The following is a 19,355-nucleotide window of genomic DNA, read 5'->3' as shown; positions in this document are numbered from 1 at the left end:
ACACGCCAAATTATTACATTAAAAACAGATACATCTAATCGCCGCCGTTCTGAATTTTATATCTTTCCCCGCCACCTCATTTACGGCTGCGTTCTGCTTTTTGTCCTGATTATTGATATTATGCAGCATGCTGCATAATACCGACGGAGAATTATGCGATGTCTTTCGACGATTTTTGCAACTACTTGAAAACGATCAAAACCGTCCCTCAAAAGCACCTGCCCTTTTATCTGAGATGGACCAGGGAGTTCGTGATGTTCTGCAAAAGCAGGCCGGATCTTATCTCCCTTGAAAAACAAATTGATCCCTTTCTGAACCGGATGGCCAAACACCATGAACAATGGCAAGTCGATCAGGCCGGACAGGCAGTCCGTTTGTATTGCTATTTCATCAAAAGAATCGAAGCAAAGCCGGTCAAAGGCGGTGCCATGCCTATTGACGACTGGAAATTGGCCGGCGAAAAAATGGTGCGGATTCTCAGGCTTAAACAAAGATCATATCGCACCGAGCAAACCTACATGAAATGGTTGCGCGATTTTTATTTATTCGTGAAGCCGGAGCTGCCTGCGCGTTTGTCCGATTCCCATATTATCGACTTCCTCTCATATCTGTCGGTAGATCGACATGTCGCCAAATCCACCCAAAATCAGGCATTCAATGCAATTTTATTCTTTTATCGTCACATCCTTGAAAAAGAAATCGGCTCTATTCATAATGCGGTAAGATCTAAACGGGGTGCACGCCTGCCAACGGTCCTATCCCGCGATGAAGTTTCGCTGCTCTTTGACAAACTATATGGTACGACCCTCCTTATGGCCAAAATCATTTATGGCGGCGGACTGCGCCGGGATGAATGCGTTCGCTTGAGGGTCCAGGACCTGGATTTCGAGCGGAATACGCTCACAATCCGTGCCGCCAAAGGCGACAAGGACCGACAAACGCTTTTTCCGGAATGTCTTGCGGATGAGGTTAGGATGCATCTCAAAAGGATACGAGCAATTTATGAGGGCGACCGAAAAGCAGATGTCGCCGGTGTCCATCTGCCTGGCGCTCTGGATAGAAAGTACCCCGGGGCCGCCAAGGAGTGGATCTGGTTTAGGGTGACCACCCACACGCTGAGACACTCTTTTGCTACCCATCTGCTTGAGGACGGCTATGATATCCGGACGATACAGCAACTTTTGGGTCATGCCGATTTGAACACCACGATGATCTATACCCATGTGGCCCGAAAAAATGCCCTTGGCGTTCGAAGCCCGCTGGACAGTCAGGCCACCTGAGGGACCGAACACGCGGACCGATTCGATCGACCGCCGGAATCGTATGTCCCTGGCAGCCGCCCGCCATTCTACTCTTCCAGTGCCTCCCCGCCCTGACCGGCCAGCCCGTGCCCGTGGGCGAACTCCCAGCGTTTGTCCAGGAAGTAGAGGATCGGCACGGTCATTCGCGAAAAGAGCAGCGAGGCGATCTCGCCGGCCATGAGCGATATGGCCAGGCCCTGGAAAATGGGGTCGAAGAGAATCACCGAGGCGCCCACCACCACGGCGGCGGCGGTGAGCATCATGGGCCGGAAGCGCACGGCGCCGGCGTCGATGACGGCCTGGTCCAGGGGCATGCCCTCCCTGATGCGCAGTTCGATGAAGTCCACAAGGATGATGGAGTTGCGCACCACGATGCCGGCGCCTGCGATGAAGCCGATCATGGAGGTGGCGGTGAAGAAGGCCCCCATGGCCCAGTGGGCCGGCAGGATGCCGATGAGCGAAAAGGGGATGGCCACCATGATCACCATGGGGGTGGAGAAGGACTGGAACCAGCCCACCACCAGCACGAAGATCAGCACCAGCACCACGCCGAAGGCGATGCCCAGGTCGCGGAAGACCTCGTAGGTGATATGCCACTCGCCGTCCCACTTCATGGCGAACTTGCGGTCGCTGTCGGGCAGCTGGGCGGTGTGCTGGGCAATCTCATACCCTTCGGGGATCTGGAGCTGGGCGATCTTCTTCTGCATTTCGAGAATGGCGTAGACCGGACTCTCCTTGGCGCCGGCCACGTCGGCGATGACGTAAACCACGGGCATCAGGTTCTTGTGGTAGATGCTCTTCTGGCCGGTGGTCTCCTCGAGCCGCACCAGGGAGCTGAGCGGCACCAGGTCGCCGGTGGCGGCGCGCACCTTGATGGCCTGCAGCCGCTGGATGTCGGCGCGTTGGGCCAGGGGCAGGCGCACGACGACGGGCACGTCCTCGCGCTCCAGGGGCTGGTGCAGCAGTCCCACCTGGCGGCCGTCCAGGGCCAGCTGGAGGGTGTCGGCGATCTGCGCGACGCTGATGCCGTGCAGGGCGGCCTGTTCGCGGTCGATCTCCAGCTCGTAGCGCAGATGGTCGTCTTCCATGAACCAGTCCACGTCCACGACGCCTTCGGTCTCTTCGAAGATCTGCATGATCCGGCCGGCCAGCTCGCGCTGGCGGTCGTAGTCCGGGCCGTAGACCTCGGCCACCAGGGTGGAGAGCACCGGCGGGCCGGGCGGCACCTCGGCCACCTTGATGCGGGCGTTGTGGCGCCGGGCGATCTCCACCAGGGGCGGCCGCACGCGCTTGGCGATGGCATGGCTCTGCTCGGCGCGATGGTGCTTGGCGGCCAGGTTCACCTGGATGTCGGCCATGTAGGGCGCCCGCCGCAGGTAGTAATGGCGCACCAGACCGTTGAAATTGAAGGGGCCGCTGGTGCCCACGTGAATCTGGTAGTCGGTCACCTCGTTGACCGTGGCCAGGTAGTCGCCCATTTCGCGCGCCGCGGCGGCCGTGCTCTCCAGGGTGGCGTCCTCGGGCATGTCGATGATCACCTGGAACTCGCTCTTGTTGTCGAAGGGCAGCATTTTGACCTTGACCCAACCGACGGCCACAAGGCCGCACGCAACGACGAGCAGGCCCACCACGCCGATAAGAAAGATCCAGCGCCAGCGCGGGTTGTGAAGCAAAGGGTCCATGACGCGGCGGTAAAGCCGGGTGGACCAGTCTTCGCCGCCGTGGTCATGGCCGCCGCCGTGTTCGCCGGTGCCGTCGCTCTTGAGCAGGCGCACCGAGGCCCAGGGCGTGACGATGAAGGCCACGATGAGAGAAAAGAACATGGCGGCCGATGCGCCCACCGGAATGGGGCGCATGTAGGGCCCCATCAGGCCGCCCACGAAGGCCATGGGCAGGATGGCGCCGATGACGGTGAGCGTGGCCAGGATGGTGGGGTTGCCCACCTCGTCCACGGCCTCGATGACCACCTTGAAGCGGCTGCGCCCCTTGTTCTCCGGCAGGTGGTAGTGGCGCACCACGTTCTCCACCACCACGATGGCGTCGTCCACCAGGATGCCGATGGAGAAGATCAGGGCGAAGAGGGTGATACGGTTCAACGTATAGCCGTAGAGGTAGAAGGTGGCCATGGTGAGCGCCAGGGTCACGGGGATGGCCAGGGCCACCACGCCCGATTCGCGCCGGCCCAGGACGAACCAGATGAGCAACGTGACGGAGATCACGGCGATGGCCATGTGGTAGAGCAGTTCGTTGGACTTCTCGGCCGCGGTCTCGCCGTAGTTGCGGGTGACGGTCATCTGGATGTTGTCGGGCAGTTTGCTGCCGCGCATCTTCTCGATGCGGTGCAGCGCCCGCTCGGCCACGTCGATGGCGTTGGTGCCTTTGCGCTTGGCCAGGGAGAGCGTCACCGCCGGACGGATCCCCCGGGATTCGATCTGCTTCTCTTCGCCGGCCGGGCCTGTGCCGAAGAAGACGTACTGGTCCGGCTCGGCCGGGCCGTCGACCACCTCGGCCACGTCCTGAACGTAGACCGGCCGGCCGTGGAAGTTGCCCAGCACCACCCGTTGGACATCCTCGGTTGTTTTCAAAAATCCGCCCACGTGGACGGTCACCTCGCCCGCCTGGGAAGGATAGGCGCCGGCGTGCGACGCCTGGTTGGATGCCTGCAGCATGCCGGCGGCCTGATTCAGGTCGATCCCGGCCGCCGAGAGGCGCACCGGATCGAAAAGCACCCGCACCTGGCGCGGGGTGCCGCCGATGAGGGTGGTGATGGAGACATCGGTTTCGCGCTTGATCACGGTTTCCATCTCGGCGGCCACCCGGCGCAGCAGGTAGTGGTCCACGCCGTCGTCTTCGCTCCAGAACGTGAGGGCCAGGATGGGCACGTCGTCGATGTACCGCGGTTTGATCAGCGGCGGCGAGGCGGCCCAAGGAATGCGGTCGTAGTTGGCCATGAGCTTGGACTGCAGGCGCACGATGGCGTTCTCCTCGTCCTCGCCCACGTAGAAACGCACGATGGCCATGCTCATGCCGGGGCTGGAGGTGGTGTAGACATACTCCACGCCGGGGATCTCCCAGAGCAGCTGCTCCATGGGACCGGTGATGCGCTGTTCGACCTCGCGGGCGTCGGCGCCGGGCATCTGCACGAAGATGTCGATCATGGGCACGATGATCTGGGGCTCTTCTTCGCGCGGCAAGGCCGCCACGGCCGCGATGCCCAGCAGAATGGAGGCGGCGATCACCAGCGGGGTGAGCTTGGAGTCGATGAAAAAATGGGCGATTTTGCCTGCGGCACCGGTACCTGGCTTCATCGGACCTCCTCCACGCGCATGCCGTCCTGCAGGGTGACAGGCACGTCGCTGACATAGCGCTGCCCCGCTTTGAGGCCGGAGATGATCTCCACCCGGTCGCCCAGAGATTTGCCGGTGCGCACCAGGCGGAAGCGGGCGATCTGTTCCTCTCCGACGACGAACAGGCCGGTGAGCTGGCCCTGCTGCACGATGGCCGTTTCGGGCACCATCAGCAGGCCGGCCCCGCCGATGGGCAGAAAGACCCGGGCGAACATTCCCGATTTGAGCGGCAGGTCCGACGGCATGGCCACCTTGACCTCGAAGCTGCGGCTGCGGGCGTCGGCGGCCGGCACGATGCGGCCCACCTCGCCCGCCACTTCCAGCTCGTCCAGGGCCGGCACGCGCACGGTAACCTTCTGTCCGATCTGCACGGCCTGGATGTGGCGCTCGGGCAGCACCAGGTCGGCGCAGAAGCGCCCCTCCTGCTCGATGTTGAGCAGGGGCGTGCCGGGCGCGGCCAGGTCGCCTTCCTCGATCAACTTGGCGGTCACCCGGCCGTCATAGGGCGCCACCACCTGGGCATCCTTGCGGGCCAGGGTGGCCTGCTCCAGGGCGGCGCGGGCCTGCTGCACCCGTGAGCGGGCGGCTTCCACCATGGCTTCGGCCTGGGCCAGGGCGGCCCGGGCCTGGCGGCTGCGGGACTGGACTTCGTCGAATTCCTGCTGGGAGACGGAATGCTCCTGGAGCAGTTGTTCGTAGCGCTGGTGGGTGGACGCGGCCAGGTCGGCGGCCGCCGCGGCCGCATCCCGGGAGGAGACGGCCGACGTCTGGGCCCGCATGGCCTCGCGCAACCCGGCCTGGGCCTGGTCCAACTGGGCGGCGACGGTGCGCGGATCGATGGTCACCAGAAGATCTCCGGACTTGACCGCGTCCCCCTCCTGCACGTGGACGCGCTGGACCGCGCCCATCAGTTTGGCCGAAATGGTGCTGGCCGTACGGGCGTTGATGGTGGCCACGGCCTCGTAGCGCACCGCCTCCTGGCTGATCTGCGCCTCGGCCACCGGCGCCTGGATGGTCCGGGCGGCCCCGGGCGGGGTGTTGCCCGGCGCGATATCGCCGCCGCAGGCGCTTAAAACGGCGGCCATCCACAAGGTCACGATGAAGATGGGAACTGGCTTCATTGGGTCTCACTCCCTATCGGCGATTATTTAAAGTCCTTGTCCAGGGTGCCACTGGCCAGCGCCAGTGCGATCCGTGCCACTTTGTAGTCGTGCAGGGCCTTGAAGTGCCGGGTCTGGGCCTGCTGCAAGGCCACCTGGGCATCGAGCAGGCTGACCAGGGCGAGCAGGCCGTTCCGGTAGCGGTTGGCCGTGATGCGCAATCCCTCTTCTGCCTGGTCCACGGCGGTGCGGGCCACCTCGATGCTCTGCCAGGCGCTCTGGGCCTGGTAGTAGGCTCGCTGGGTGTCCACGCGCACGTTGAGCGCCTGGGCGTCGCGCATGGCGCGCACCCGGGCGGCCATGGCCTTGGCTTCGGCCGCGCGCGCCGAGATGCGCTGGCCGCTGAACAGGTTCATCTGCAACACCGCGCCCACGGCGTAACTGTCATGGGAATCGGAAAAATCTTCGCTGTTGATTTCGTAGTTGCCCTGCAGCGCCAGGGTCGGCAAATGGGCGGCGCGGGCCCGATCCAGCTGCCGTCGGGCCACCGTCTCCTGCAGATCGAGCTGTTTCAGATCGGACCGCCGGTTCAAGGCCGTTTCGATCCAGGCATCCAGTTCTCCCTGGGGGGCGGTGCATTGGGAAAAGGCCCCCGCAAGCCGGGTGCCTGGGGGCACGGCGTCCGGAGTGCCCATCACCGCGCCCAGTTGGGCCAGGGCGACGTTCACCTGGCTGTCGGCCTGCAGCCGCTGCTGGGAAAGCTCACCGATGCGCACCCGGGCCCGCAGCACGTCGCTCTTGACAGCCAGGCCGCTGCGCTCGCGGTCTTCGACCACCTTGAGATGCGCCCCGGCCGTCTCCAGGGCCTGGTCGACCACGCCGCGCTCCTCGGCGGCCAGCAGGCAACCCACATAGGTGATAGCGGTTTGGGCGATGATCTCCTGCTCGGTGCGTTGGAGCGCCAGGTTGCCGGCCTCCAGATTCTCCCGGGCCTGGCGCCACCCGATCCAGGTCTGGCCGCCGTCGAAGATGTTCCACGAGAGCGTGAGGGCGGTGCGGAAATTGTCGATGGGATCCGGATCGTTGAGGCGGTCGGGATCGAAGTCCCGGGCCGTGATCGCGCCCTGGTTGAGCCGGGTGCCGAAGGCCCACAGCGGGCTGGTGGTGCGATTGTACGTCTCGGACACCTCCAGTTGGGGCAGCAGTCCGGAGCGGGCCTGGGTCACCTGGGCATCGGCAGCCGTCACCTCATGACGGGACGCCTGGACATAGGGATTGAACTTCACCGCCGTCGCAATCGCGTCCTCCAGGGTGAGCGTCGGCAAAGAGCTTTCGGCGCCGGCCGGCGGCACCGCTGCATGGCACACGATCCCGGCGGCCAATGCAAGCGGAATCAAGGCGTTGGCCGGTCCCGAAAGCCGAAGGGAGAACGTCGACCCGACGATTCGCATCACCCGCGCCACGGCACGGTTGCATCCTGAAAAACACCTGAACAACCTCATGAGCGTACTCCATCTGATGGACCGACAAGGCCGGCCGGTTTGGGGGTTCGGTGAAAATGGCGTGGTATTGGCCTATCATCATAGGTCAACCGGCTTCCGGTTTCAATGGAAGGTGTTTCACTAACCGCCAAGGTGCAGCCGTTTTAAGCAAATTCGATTCAATCTGAAGGGCATGCTTGCAAAAAGTTTTTGATAAAAAATTTGCATGGCAACGATTATGGCAGGCGTGGGTGGGGCAGGTGGCCAGGGCCACGTGAGCCTGCGGTCAATAGAGCCAGTTGAATGCAAACGGCGGACAAGCGGCCCAGACTGTTTGAGCGCAGCGAGTTTCTGGGCCGCCCGCCGTGCATTTTACTGGCTCTTGACCGCTTGGCGTGTGGCATCGGCCACCTGTCCCACCCGGGCCGGATTCAATGAATGGCACGCAGTTATAATCGCCGGCCATGACGCCAAAAAGTTGCGAAGAGAATCAATTTCGGATATCTGTTGAGCGGATCGCAGCTCATTTTTCGAAAGGACGACTGGCGACACCATCTTACCATCACCCTTTTATCGATCGGCCTATGACTTCGCAAACCCGTCCATACCGCATCGGCATCGACCTGGGCGGCACCAAGATCGAAGGCGTGCTGCTGGCACCCGACGGCCGGACCCTGGCCCGCCGGCGGATTGCAACGCCGCGGCACGCCGCGCATGCCGACACAGAGTACAAGGAGATCTGCACCGCCATCTGCGGGCTGGTGACGGAGATGATCGACGGAATGCCGAACCGCGCCCCCTGCAAGATCGGTGTCGGCATACCCGGCACCACCGACCGTCACACCGGCCTGGTGCAGAACGCCAACACCACCAGCCTCATCGGCCGGCCGCTGAAAGGGGACCTGGAACATCGCCTGGGGCGCCCCATGGGGATGGAAAATGACGCCAATTGCTTCACCATGGCCGAAACGCAAATGGGCGCGGCGCAGGGTTACGGCCTGGTCTTCGGCATCATCATGGGCACGGGATGCGGCGGCGGCATCTGCATCGATGGCCGGTTGCACTCGGGCCGGCACCAGATCGCCGGAGAGTGGGGCCATTTTTCAGTCGATCCCCAGGGGGAGCTTTGCTGGTGCGGCAACCGAGGCTGCATCGAAACGAAAATCAGCGGCGGCGGCGTGGCCCGGGCCTTTGAAAAGCGCTGCGGCCGCAAGCTGACCCTGGAGCAGATCACCGAGGGGTATCGGCGCGGCGACGATCCGGACTGCACCGTCGCCTTCGAACAATTCATAGATGATTACGGCCGCTGCGTCGGCGGACTGATATCCACGCTCGATCCGGATGCCATCGTGCTGGGCGGCGGCGTGTCCAATATCGAGGAGCTTTATAGCATGGGGCTGGCGCGCGTTCGGCGCTATGCATTCCACCCCAATGTCCAAACCCCCATCCTCAAAAACCATTTGGGGGATTCGGCGGGGGTTTACGGCGCCGCCTGGATAGGATGTTAGAACGTGTCCGTTCACAAATGGCCAATTGATCCGATATCTGCGTTGCGCGAAAAATTTAATCCTCGGAATATCGACCATATGCCTGCGGTTAAATTTTTCGCGCGCCTTGATCTCGACCCAATTTGCCTATTTGTGAACGGACACTGTAAAAGCGCTTTTCAATTTTGTATAAAGCAGGTATGGTTAGCCGTATAAATAAAACGAACGTCCGCTCGATGAGCTGCCCCGGAGCAATGCCGCCGCAAACGGCTTCAGCATACGGACTCCAATTGAACACGAAAGGTGCCCCTTGACAAACGCCATGGCCGCGAAAAAAAAGACCGCCGACATCAACCCACCGACCACCTTTGCGGAATTCAGCAAAGTCGTCACCATTTCCAAGAAGGACATTTACCAGGAGACCATTTCTGAAAACCGCGAGACCCTGCGCGTCAAAAAGGAAAAAACCGTCTTCAAGAATCTCGAAAAAATTTTCGGGGCCGTCCTGAAGATCAGCAACCGCAAGGGGTTCAAAGCCATGAGCATGCGCGACCTGAGCCGGGAAAGCGGGTTGAGCATGGGGGCGCTGTACACCTATTTTTCCAGCAAGGATGAACTGGTGGAAATGCTCCAGAACCAACGCCGCTCGATCTCCGAACGCATCGTGCGGGAGCGGCTCGACGAAGAAACCACCAATCAGGGCAAGCTCAAGGCGGCCATATACACCCATCTGTACCTGAGCGAAGCCATGCAGCCCTGGTACTATTTTTCTTACATGGAGGCCAAAAATCTCAGCAAGATCGAACGCGACAAAGCGGTGGCCAGTGATTTGAACATGGAAAAAGCTATCGAAAACATTATATTGGAAGGCCAGCAGAATGGCGAGTTCCACAAGCGGGACAGCCAGCTGACCGCCAGCCTCATCCAGGCCATGCTCCAGGATTGGTATCTGAAACGCTACAAGTACAACCAGCGCAATATTTCCGTGGATCAGTATGCCCAGTTCGTGGTCGAATTCGTCAGCGAGTTCCTCATAAAAAAATAGAACGAACGCTCGATTTTTTTCATTGACATGCCCCCACTCCCCTTGCTAAGACTTTTTCATCGGGCCTATCCAGGCAAATGGCCAGTTTAGACGATCCAAAACCACCGTTTTTGCGGCCCCCTTTTTCGGTTGAAGGGAATTCATTTTATATCAATGTGTTAGCTCGAACCTTCGGGCAAGGAGGACCCCCATGAGGACAAAACAGGATTACATCAATGCGCTTTCCAAGATGAAACGCAACCTCTATTTCGACGGCGAACTGATCGACCGGACCGACGAAATGCAGATGGACTGCATCAACACCATCGGCACGACCTACGACGAAGCCCAAAAGCCGGAAAACCAGGATCTGATGACCGCGATTTCCCATCTGACCGGCGAACGCATCAACCGCTTCAACCACATCCACCAGAACAAGGAAGACCTTCATAGAAAGCAGGACATGACCCGCATGCTCTGCCAGAAGGTGGGCGGCTGCATCCAGCGCTGCATGGGCATCGACGCCACCAACGCCATCTACAACGTCTCTTACGAGGCGGACAAGATGAACAAGGGCGAAACCAGCTACCACGAGAACTTCAAGAAGTGGCTGGCCCGTTTCCAGACCGAGGACATGGTGGGCTGCGCGGCCCAGACCGACGTCAAGGGCGACCGCATGCTGCGACCGGCCGACCAACCCAATGCGGGCTCTTACGTCTATATTAAGGAGCGGCTCAAGGACGGCATCGTGGTGGAAGGCTGCAAGCTGCACATCTCCGAAGCCTCGGTGGCCGACGAAGTGCTGGTGGTGCCCACCCGCGCCCTGCGTCCCGAAGACAAGGACTATGCCGTTTCGTTCGCCATTCCCGGCGACTGGGACGGTTTGAAGCAGGTGGTCACCATTCACAACCTGCGTCCGCGCCAACACTTTGCGCGAGGTTTCGTGCCGGGCTCCACCGACTCCTACATGATTTTCGACAACTGCTTCATCCCCTGGGAGCGGGTCTTCCTGGCCGGCGAGCATCAGCACGGAGGGGTCCTGGCCCTGCTGTTCGCCCTGTTCCACCGCCACTCCTACTCGGGCTGCAAACCGGCCATCGGCGACATCATCCTGGGCACCGCCGCCCTGGCCGCCGAAGTCAACAACGTGCACAAGGCATCCCATGTCCGTGAAAAGCTGGCCGAGATCATCATGACCTCCGAGCTGGGATACGCCGCCGGTTACACGGCTTCGGACCTGGGCAAACCGGAAGTGTACGTGCCGGGCATCGGCTTCGTGCCCTACGGCCCGGGTTCCTACATCCCCCACTCCATCTACTGCAACGTGGGACGCTGCCTGACCGGCGAAGCGGTCTACAGAGAGGCCGAGATCCTGTGCGACATCGCCGGCGGCGTGGTGGCCACCTTCCCCCACGAAAAGGATTTCTCCAATCCGGATATCGGCGACCTGCTGCTCAAGTACACCCAGCGTAATCCCAAGATGCCGGTGGAAGACCAGGCCCAGTTCTGGCGCTACCTGGGCGACGTGCTCTGTTCGGCGTCGGGCGGCATCATGAACGTCGGCAACTATCACGGCGGCGGCTCGCCCGTCATGGAGCAGATCGCCATCACGACCCAATACGACATCGAATCCCGCAAAAAGGTCGTCAAATATATTGCCGGCATGAGCGGCGGGGACCGGGAAGCTTTGGCCCCGAAACCCAAAAAAGCATAACGTTCGAACCCGCAGGGCGAAACGGAGCGGCGTCACGGCCGTATCGCCCGTAAAAGCGGTTGTTATACCAATCCAAACAGGATGTACCCCTGCCCTTTTCTTGGACAGGGGTACATCCATTGCTGACGCCGGCGATGGTGGCAGCCATTGACCGTTGCAGTGCAACCCATAGGAGAACAGGCAGATGAACCAGAACAGCTGCGGCCGCCTGAACGATAAAGTGGCCATCATCACAGGCGCCGCCAGCGGCATCGGCCGGGCGACCGCCATCCTTTTTGCGCGCGAGGGAGCGGCCCTCGTGCTGGCGGATATGCAGGAGAGTGCGCTGGAAGAGACCCTGTCCATGGTCAAAGCCGCCGGCGCCCAGGGGGTCGCCCGCAAGGTCAATGTGGCCTCCGAAGCAGAGGTCAAGGGCCTCGTCGACCTGGCGATCGAAACCTTCGGCCGCATCCACGTCGTCTGTAACAATGCAGGCATCACCGGCCAGTATGGCGGTCCGGAAGAGTGGGACGGCGAGGACTGGCAGCGGGTTTACGCAGTCAACGTGTTGGGCGCGGTTTATATGATCAAGCACGCGGCCAGACATCTGATCGAAAGCAAAAGCGGCGCCATCGTCAACACCGCTTCGGTGGCCGGCATCCGCTCCGGCGCCGGCGGCAATGCCTACAGCGCCAGCAAAAGTGCCCTGATCAATCTCACCATGACAACGGCCTGCGACCTGGGCGGCTTCAATGTGCGCGTCAATGCGGTCTGCCCGGGCCTCATCGAAACCGGCATGACCAAGCCGGTCTTCGACTATGCCCGGGATAAAGGCAAGGAGAGCAAGCTGGGCAGCCGATGCGAGCTGCGCCGCTACGGCCGGCCCGAAGAGATCGCCGCCGCAATCCTTTTTCTGGCCAGCGACGAGGCCAGCTACATCACCGGACAGGCTCTGCCCGTGGACGGCGGCAATACGGCATCTTTGAATTTGCCTGGAATGAAATTTTAAACCAGTTTTAAGGAGATATCAAAATATGGCCAGACCTGTGTTGAAAACAAAGCTGTGCGACATGCTGGGCATCGACTATCCGATCCTCAGCGCCGGCATGGGGCCGACCCTTATGGGCGAAAACACCGGTGCACCGGTGGAACTGGTGGTGGCGGTCTCCGAGGCCGGCGGCATGGGGGTGCTGGGCGGCAGCGGATTTACGGTGGAAGAGCTGCGCAGCGCCATCCGAGAAATCAAGGCCCAGACCGACAAACCCTTCGGCGTGGACCTGCTGCTCCCCAAAAAGATCGACCTGGGCGGCCCTATGGGCGGCAAGCAGGTGGATGAGGTGCCGTTGAGCCAACTGCTGAAGCTGCTGCCCAAGCCCCACCTCGACTGGGTCAACAAGGTCAGGGCCGATCTGGGGTTGCCCGAGGTGGAGGTGATGGTGCGAATGAACTCCACCACCATGCGGCCCCAGGAGTCGGTCAAGGTGTGCATCGAAGAAAAAGTGCCTCTTTTTTGCGCCGGCCTGGGCAACCCGGGATTCATGGTGGCCGAGGCCCATGCCAACGGCATGAAGGTGCTGGGCATCACCGGCAACGCGAAAAACGCCCGGCGCATGGCCGAATCGGGTATTGACCTGCTGGTGGCCCAAGGCCACGAAGGCGGCGGACACACCGGCCGTATCGGCACCATGGCGCTGCTGCCGGCGGCCATCGACGCAGCCAACCCAGTTCCCGTTCTGGCGGCCGGCGGCATCGGCGACGGTCGCGGCGTGGCAGCGGCCCTGGCCATGGGCTGCATCGGCGTGTGGGTGGGCACCCGTTTCCTGGCCACCAACGAAGGCGGCGCCCTGCCGGTCAACAAGCAGCGCATCATCTCGTCCACGGACGAAGACACCCGCGTGAGCACGGCGTACACCGGCAAGACCCTGCGCGCCAGCTACAACAAGTTCCACGACCTGTGGGCCGAATCGGGGCTCGCACCTCTGCCTTTTCCGACCCAGGTGATGATCTCCTCGGCGCTGCTGGCCGGTTTCATCGAAGCCAAAAAGGACGACTATGTGGGCGGTCTGGCCGGCCAGGTATCGGGCATCATTCATGACATCAAGCCGGCGCGGACCGTGTTGGAGGAGATGGTGGCCGAAACGGTGGACATCCTGGCAAGGCAGTTGCCCGAACGGGTACGGCTGAAATAGTGCCCATCCACAAATGGCCAATCGGCCCGATATCGGCGTTGGATCTCCCGCGGAGGGGAAGAAAACCATGACAGATTCTATCTATATCAAGTTACGCGAGCAGTTGGACCAGTATTCGGTAGGCTTTCCCAAAACCGCTTCGGGCATCGAGCTGAAGATCCTACAAAAGCTCTTCACCCCGGAGGAAGCGGCCATGTATCTCGACATGACCATGATGCTCGAGGCCCCCCAAGCCGTGGCCGAACGCACCGGCCGGGCACCGGAAGCGGTGAGCGCACTGCTCGAGCGCATGGCTGCCAGGGGACTGATCTTCCGTCAACGCAAGAATGGTGACGTGCGTTATGCAGCCGTGGCGTTTGTCATCGGTTCGTATGAGTTCCAGCTCAAGAACATGGACCGAGAACTGGCCGAAATGATGGAAGCCTACCTCGAAGAGGGGCTGCTCGACTTTACGCCGGGAAAAAACATTCTGCCCCTGCGCACCATTCCGGTACACAAATCCATCACGGTGAGCCATCCGGTGTCACCTTATGCCCAGGCCCGTGAGATCATCAAAACCAAAGAGACCATCGCCCTGTCCGATTGCATCTGCCGGGTACAGCAAGAGTTGCTGGACAAGGGGTGCGGCAAACCCAAAGAGGTGTGTCTCTCGTTCGGTTCGCATGCCGACTATTATGTGGACAACAAGCTGGGACGCTACATCACCCAGCAAGAGGCCCTCGAGGTGCTCGACCGGTGCGAAGCGGCGGGCCTGGTCAACCAACCGGCCAACATGATCAATCCGGGCGGCATGTGCAACTGCTGCGGCGATTGCTGCGGCGTCCTGCGAACGCTCAACAAACTGCCCAAGCCGGCCGAGGCGGTCTTCAACGACTACTGGGCGCACGTGAACCCGGAACTGTGTACCGGTTGCGAAACGTGTCTGGACCGTTGCCAGATGGCCGCCATCGACATGGTGGATGGGATTGCCGTGGTGAATCAAGACCGCTGCATCGGATGCGGGCTTTGCGTCACGACCTGCCCCACTGAAGCCGCACAATTGGAACTCAAACCCGAAGATAAGCAGTCCAAGCCGCCGGCCAGCGGCAGGAAATTGATGACCCGAACGGCCAAGCTCAGGGGCACCTCTCTGGTTCCCCTATCGATGGTAGGGGAATAGAACTATCCGAGGGGAGCCGCACGCGAAGTTGCATTTAACGCCCAACTAGCGTATGGCGAAGATCGTAAAAAAATGGAACAACTTGACAGTTTGCATGGTGGCCGACCAGGCCTTGAGCACCATGCAACCTATTGTAATAGAAATAAAAACGAGTTCAACCAACCTTTAATCGGACCAACCACAGGTGGACTTCGGCGTTCTTTGTTACAGCAAAGATAGGCCCGTACTGGACTGAGCAGGAGTCGATACAATCACTATAGGGCATTAAAGGAGACAACATGATGGAAGAGAAGTTCTGGCACAAAAATTACGACTTTAATATCCCCACATCCATCCGCTATCCCAACATTCCGGTCCATGAGTTGGTCAACCTGGCGGCCAGCATCTTTCCCAACAAGGCGGCGTTCAATCTCTACGGCACCGAGCTGACCTTCTGGCAGGTGCGCGAACAGGTTCTGCGCATGGCCAACGCTTTGACCAAACTCGGCATCAAAAAGGGGGATCGCGTCGCCGTCCATCTGCCCAACTGCCCCCAATACGCCATCGCCTACTATGCCACCATGGCCGTGGGCGCCATCGTGGTCAATCTCAACCCCATGTACACGGCCCAGGAACTCATCGCTATCAACAAGAACACCGGTACGACCGCCATGTTCACCTTCGATATGGTGATGGCCAACATCAAGGCCCTGGCCGCCGAGGTGAATATCTCCAAAATGATCGTCACCCGGGTGACCGACTATATCGAAGGTTTTGGTGTGAGCACCGCCAAGGACATGGATCTGCCCGAAGGCTGGCACCACTTCTCCGAACTTCTGGCCGGCAGCACCGACACCAAGCCCGCGCGAGTGCCCGTCGTCTCCAGCGATCCGGCCCTGATTCAATTCACCGGCGGCACCACCGGTATTCCCAAGGGCGCCGTGCTCACCCATGGCAACATCATCGCCGCCACCGTTCAGGCCAGCATGTGGGGCTCGTTCCTCAACGACAAGACCCCGCCGGAAAAACGCAACGTCCTGGCCATGCTGCCCTTCTTCCATGTCTATGGCGATATCATCGTTTTGAACTGGGGCATGTTCAACTGCGCCACCCAGATCCTGGTTCCGCGTTTCGACATCGAAGAGGTGATGAATCTTCTGGCCGGCATCGACCGCATCCAATTCTTCCCGGCCGTGCCGACCATGATCAATGCGATTCTCAACCATCCCAGAGCCGAAGAGATCGGGCTGGGCAAAAAATTCGGCCTGCTCAACAGCGGCGGCGCCCCCTGCCCGGTCAAATTGATCGAGCGGGCCAAGGACCTGGGCGTGTCGTTCAGCGAAGGATGGGGCATGAGTGAAACCACTTCGGTGGGCGTCGCCAACCCCAACATGGGGCTGAAAAAAGAAGGCAGCATCGGCGTTCCCTTCCCCGATACCGAGGTCAAGCTGGTCGATCCCAACGACGGGGTCACCGAAGTCAAGCGGGGCGAACCGGGCGAACTGATCATCAAGGGACCCCAGGTGATGCAGGGCTACTGGAACAATCCCGAGGAGACCGCCAACCAGCTCAAGGACGGCTGGCTCTACACCGGCGACGTGGCCGTTCAGGACGAAGACGGGTATCTTTTCATCGTGGACCGCACCAAGGACATGATCATCGCCAGCGGGTACAACATCTACCCGCGGGAGATCGACGAAGTCCTCTTCCGGCATCCCAAGGTCGCCGAAGCGGTGGCCATCGGCATACCGGACGAGTATCGCGGCGAAACGATCAAGGTGTTCGTCACCCTGAAACCCGGAGAGACCGCTACCGAAGAAGAGATCATCGAGTTCTGCAAAGACAAGCTGGCGCCCTACAAACGGCCCAAGATGGTCGAGTTCAGGAACGATATTCCCAAGTCCGCGGTCGGCAAGGTGCTGCGCAAGGTGCTGCGGGCCGAAGAAGAGAAAAAGATGAAGAAATAGGGAATCCCCCGGTCATTAGAGCGGGATTTCATTTTAACGAATCGATTAAATCGATTAAAAGGAGAAAAACATGGCAGAAAGAGAAGTCGTATTTGTGGATGCGGTTCGCACCGCGTTCGGACGTATGGGCGGGACGCTGCGCGACATCCCGGCCTCGAAACTGGCCAGCATCGCCATCAAGGGACTGCTGGAAAAAACCAAGATCATGGAAAAAGCCAAGGTGGATTGCGTGATAATGGGCATCGCCGCCCATTGCTCGGTGGCCGTCAACCCGGCCCGCTGGGCGTCACTGGATGCGGGCCTGCCCTATGAAACCTCGGCCTCCTACGTGGAGATGCAGTGCGGTTCGGCCATCGATTCGATCAACCATTCGGCCTGGAAAATTCTCTGCGGCCACGCCGACATCGTCATCGCCGGCGGCAGCGAGGCCTACAGCCAGATCCCGGTGAAGTTTTCCATGTCGACCCCTCCCTACAAGCTGATTCCGCCCATGCCTTTGAACACCACCCTGTCACCGGTGAAAGAAGAAGCCATCGGCATGGGGCTGACCGCCGAGAACCTGCAGAAGATGTACAATATTTCCCGCGAAGCGTCGGATCAATTCGCCTACAACAGCCAGATGCGCGCCAAGAAAGCCATGGAGTCCGGCTGGTTTGACGAAGAGATCGTGCCGGTCGTCTTCCCCGCCACGCGCAAGACCCCGGAAGTCGTCTTCAAAGTCGACGAACACTGCCGTCCCGACACCACCCTGGAAGGCCTGGCCAAATTGCCCCCGGCTTTCACCAAGGACGGCACCGTGACTGCGGGCAACGCCTCGGGCCGCAACGACGGTGGCGCCATGGTGCTGATGATGACCGCCGAAAAGGCCAAAGAGCTGGGCTACACCCCCATGGCCAAATGGCTGGCCGGCGGCGACTACGGCGTGGATCCCAAGATCATGGGTATCGGACCGGCCTACGCGATTCCCCTGGCCCTGAAACGCGCCGGCTTGAAACTCTCCCAGATGGACATCATGGAGTGCAACGAGGCCTTTGCCGTCCAGAACCTGGCGGTCATCAAGGAACTGGAAAAGCAGACCGGCGACAAGGTCGATATGGACAAATGGAACCCCCTGGGCGGCGCCATCGCCTTCGGCCACCCCAACGGAGCATCGGGCGCCCGCGTCTGCATGTTCGCCATGCGCGAGTTGATCCGCCGCAAGGGTCGTTACGGTTTCTTCAGCTCCTGCTGCGGCGGCGGGCTGGGCGTGGCCACCGTGATCGAGAACCTGCAGCGATAAGTTTCTGTACGTCTTCTGTGTTGAAACACCGTTGTTCTCAGGCCCTCTCCTTCTGGGGAGGGCCTTTTTTTAACCCCTTTGCATATCCTCGCGGATCATCTCGACCAAACGACGGCCCCGGTCGGAGAGAATCTCGAGACCGTCCAGATCGGGATCCACGAAATGCTTCTGCATCAACAACCCGTCACTGCCGAACCAGATCGGTAAAAATCCTCCCAGGCGATACCCCAACTCCCGCAGCAGGGCGACCATCGCACCCGCCCAGGGCTGGCCCAAATCCACGTAGACTTGGATCAGCGCAAAATTGAACCGCCGCATCTCTTCTTCCAGATCCCTGAACCGAGCGGAGAGTCCGCGTCCCGGCGCGGCGACGATGCAGCGGGCCACCTGGGCAAAATCGAAGCGGGTCACCTGAATGGCGCCGTCGTCGCCCGGAAGGCCGAGGTGCGAGGGCAGCAGTTCGCGGTCCAGGTTCAATCCATCTAACATAAAAGCCAGCTGCTCTCGATACCCCTCAGGCACATAGAGCACCTTGCGATCGTCATTGACCACCCGGGCAAAAAGCATACACCCGACGCGGCCCTGGGCGCTCTGTTCGGTCTCATACGCCTCGGCGGGCATCAGGGCAGGCTCCAGCCCGGTCTCGATGCACCGGCTGGTTTTGGACAGTTTCTGCGTAGTGGTGTGGTTGCACACCGCTTCACCGAAAATCCCATCGACGCCATCTCGGCCGACCAGTTTCATGGTGAGTTGATAGGCCCGGTAAAAGGCCATGGTGGTGCGATAGGCCGGCAGCGTCAATCCCAGGCCGGATTCGTAGAGATGGGGGTTGGGCGCCGAACTGCGAAAGAGAGCGGCATGGGCCACGATGTCGCCGCGCGGTGCGCGGGCCACGGCACTGTGCAACTCGCCCGTGCGATGCTGCGCGATCAGGCGATCGGGGATGTAGAAGGTGTCGATGGGATAGCCGTCGCCATAAACGGCGTAAAACAGCCGCGCAATACCCGGCGCATCGGCCGGTTCGAAAAGGCCGGCTTTGAATTCCTGTCCTGCCGGAATCTCGTGACGCTCATCGGCCAGCCATTCAAGGGCCTCTGGTCTGTCCATATCACCGGTTCCCTTCGATAAAGCGCTTGAAATCGTCGAGTGTCTTTAATTGCAGGGCATCGCGGTCCGATATCCGCACCCGGAACTTCTCTTCCACGGCCAATGCGAATACCGGATAATCGATGGAATCCATGCCCTGCAACAAGAGGGGTTTGGCCGGGTCCATCGCGTCGACGATGGATCGCTCGACGCCGGCATGGCACATGATCCGTTTCAATTCCTCAACCGTAACCATGGCAAAT

The 19,355-nt window shown here is 60.7% G+C and carries 14 protein-coding genes; 9 read left to right on the top strand and 5 right to left on the bottom strand.

What is annotated here, in order from left to right; genetic code table 11:
- The first annotated feature begins 158 nt into the window (after positions 1-158).
- Positions 159-1,280: a phage integrase N-terminal SAM-like domain-containing protein gene (locus DFT_RS02195; protein WP_054029595.1), complete on the top strand. Its 1,122-nt coding sequence runs from the start codon at positions 159-161 to the stop codon at positions 1,278-1,280.
- Between the two features lie 68 nt (positions 1,281-1,348).
- Here the strand turns inward: DFT_RS02195 and DFT_RS02190 are convergent, their stop codons facing one another.
- Genes DFT_RS02190 through DFT_RS02180 form a run of 3 tightly spaced genes read right to left on the bottom strand, consistent with a single transcriptional unit; the run spans position 1,349 to position 7,250 of the window.
- A complete protein-coding gene (locus DFT_RS02190) occupies positions 1,349-4,609 on the bottom strand; it encodes an efflux RND transporter permease subunit (protein ID WP_054029594.1) in 3,261 nt (1,086 codons plus the stop codon).
- The gene (locus DFT_RS02185) at positions 4,606-5,769 is read right to left on the bottom strand and encodes an efflux RND transporter periplasmic adaptor subunit (RefSeq protein ID WP_054029593.1); all 1,164 of its coding nucleotides are present in this window, start codon (positions 5,767-5,769) and stop codon (positions 4,606-4,608) included. The genes DFT_RS02190 and DFT_RS02185 overlap by 4 nt, the downstream gene beginning before the upstream one ends.
- 23 nt (positions 5,770-5,792) lie before the next feature.
- Entirely contained in the window at positions 5,793-7,250 is a 1,458-nt protein-coding gene (locus tag DFT_RS02180; protein WP_054029592.1) for a TolC family protein, read from the bottom strand.
- A 563-nt stretch (positions 7,251-7,813) separates the two neighbouring features.
- Between DFT_RS02180 and DFT_RS02175 the strand changes: the two genes are divergently transcribed.
- From DFT_RS02175 to DFT_RS02140, 8 genes are all read left to right on the top strand, one after another.
- Positions 7,814-8,737 (top strand): ROK family protein, encoded by a 924-nt coding sequence (locus DFT_RS02175; RefSeq protein ID WP_054029591.1) that lies wholly within the window; start codon positions 7,814-7,816, stop codon positions 8,735-8,737.
- 301 nt (positions 8,738-9,038) lie between these two features.
- Positions 9,039-9,761, top strand: coding sequence for a TetR/AcrR family transcriptional regulator (locus tag DFT_RS02170; RefSeq protein WP_054029590.1), 723 nt, complete (start codon positions 9,039-9,041; stop codon positions 9,759-9,761).
- 190 nt (positions 9,762-9,951) lie between these two features.
- On the top strand, positions 9,952-11,454 hold the full coding sequence (locus tag DFT_RS02165) for a 4-hydroxyphenylacetate 3-hydroxylase family protein (RefSeq protein ID WP_054029589.1): 1,503 nt from the start codon (positions 9,952-9,954) through the stop codon (positions 11,452-11,454).
- A 184-nt stretch (positions 11,455-11,638) separates the two neighbouring features.
- On the top strand, positions 11,639-12,442 hold the full coding sequence (locus tag DFT_RS02160; protein WP_054029588.1) for an SDR family NAD(P)-dependent oxidoreductase: 804 nt from the start codon (positions 11,639-11,641) through the stop codon (positions 12,440-12,442).
- 25 nt (positions 12,443-12,467) lie between these two features.
- The gene (locus tag DFT_RS02155; protein WP_054029587.1) at positions 12,468-13,622 is read left to right on the top strand and encodes an NAD(P)H-dependent flavin oxidoreductase; all 1,155 of its coding nucleotides are present in this window, start codon (positions 12,468-12,470) and stop codon (positions 13,620-13,622) included.
- Positions 13,623-13,689: 67 nt separating this feature from the next.
- Positions 13,690-14,781 (top strand): 4Fe-4S binding protein, encoded by a 1,092-nt coding sequence (locus DFT_RS02150; protein WP_054030058.1) that lies wholly within the window; start codon positions 13,690-13,692, stop codon positions 14,779-14,781.
- A 278-nt stretch (positions 14,782-15,059) separates the two neighbouring features.
- Entirely contained in the window at positions 15,060-16,727 is a 1,668-nt protein-coding gene (locus DFT_RS02145; RefSeq protein ID WP_076750323.1) for a long-chain-fatty-acid--CoA ligase, read from the top strand.
- Positions 16,728-16,797: 70 nt separating this feature from the next.
- On the top strand, positions 16,798-18,006 hold the full coding sequence (locus DFT_RS02140) for a thiolase family protein (RefSeq protein WP_054029586.1): 1,209 nt from the start codon (positions 16,798-16,800) through the stop codon (positions 18,004-18,006).
- A gap of 69 nt (positions 18,007-18,075) precedes the next feature.
- On the opposite strand, the gene DFT_RS02135 is transcribed toward DFT_RS02140, so the two are convergent.
- Together DFT_RS02135 and DFT_RS02130 are read right to left on the bottom strand one after the other, a co-directional pair.
- Entirely contained in the window at positions 18,076-19,113 is a 1,038-nt protein-coding gene (locus DFT_RS02135) for a hypothetical protein (RefSeq protein WP_054029585.1), read from the bottom strand.
- A 1-nt stretch (position 19,114) separates the two neighbouring features.
- A complete protein-coding gene (locus tag DFT_RS02130) occupies positions 19,115-19,348 on the bottom strand; it encodes a phosphopantetheine-binding protein (protein ID WP_054030056.1) in 234 nt (77 codons plus the stop codon).
- Positions 19,349-19,355: the final 7 nt, after the last annotated feature.

The organism is Desulfatitalea tepidiphila, from assembly GCF_001293685.1.
GTDB classification, from domain to species: domain Bacteria; phylum Desulfobacterota; class Desulfobacteria; order Desulfobacterales; family Desulfosarcinaceae; genus Desulfatitalea; species Desulfatitalea tepidiphila.
This window is presented reverse-complemented; position numbering and strand designations above follow the sequence as displayed.

Excerpts from the sequence above, each read along its gene's own strand:
- DFT_RS02195 (WP_054029595.1), top strand. The coding sequence starts at position 159 with ATGTCTTTCGACGATTTTTGCAACTACTTGAAAACGATCAAAACCGTC.
- DFT_RS02190 (WP_054029594.1), bottom strand. The coding sequence starts at position 4,609 with ATGAAGCCAGGTACCGGTGCCGCAGGCAAAATCGCCCATTTTTTCATC.
- DFT_RS02185 (WP_054029593.1), bottom strand. The coding sequence starts at position 5,769 with ATGAAGCCAGTTCCCATCTTCATCGTGACCTTGTGGATGGCCGCCGTT.
- DFT_RS02180 (WP_054029592.1), bottom strand. The coding sequence starts at position 7,250 with ATGAGGTTGTTCAGGTGTTTTTCAGGATGCAACCGTGCCGTGGCGCGG.
- DFT_RS02175 (WP_054029591.1), top strand. The coding sequence starts at position 7,814 with ATGACTTCGCAAACCCGTCCATACCGCATCGGCATCGACCTGGGCGGC.
- DFT_RS02170 (WP_054029590.1), top strand. The coding sequence starts at position 9,039 with ATGGCCGCGAAAAAAAAGACCGCCGACATCAACCCACCGACCACCTTT.
- DFT_RS02165 (WP_054029589.1), top strand. The coding sequence starts at position 9,952 with ATGAGGACAAAACAGGATTACATCAATGCGCTTTCCAAGATGAAACGC.
- DFT_RS02160 (WP_054029588.1), top strand. The coding sequence starts at position 11,639 with ATGAACCAGAACAGCTGCGGCCGCCTGAACGATAAAGTGGCCATCATC.
- DFT_RS02155 (WP_054029587.1), top strand. The coding sequence starts at position 12,468 with ATGGCCAGACCTGTGTTGAAAACAAAGCTGTGCGACATGCTGGGCATC.
- DFT_RS02150 (WP_054030058.1), top strand. The coding sequence starts at position 13,690 with ATGACAGATTCTATCTATATCAAGTTACGCGAGCAGTTGGACCAGTAT.
- DFT_RS02145 (WP_076750323.1), top strand. The coding sequence starts at position 15,060 with ATGATGGAAGAGAAGTTCTGGCACAAAAATTACGACTTTAATATCCCC.
- DFT_RS02140 (WP_054029586.1), top strand. The coding sequence starts at position 16,798 with ATGGCAGAAAGAGAAGTCGTATTTGTGGATGCGGTTCGCACCGCGTTC.
- DFT_RS02135 (WP_054029585.1), bottom strand. The coding sequence starts at position 19,113 with ATGGACAGACCAGAGGCCCTTGAATGGCTGGCCGATGAGCGTCACGAG.
- DFT_RS02130 (WP_054030056.1), bottom strand. The coding sequence starts at position 19,348 with ATGGTTACGGTTGAGGAATTGAAACGGATCATGTGCCATGCCGGCGTC.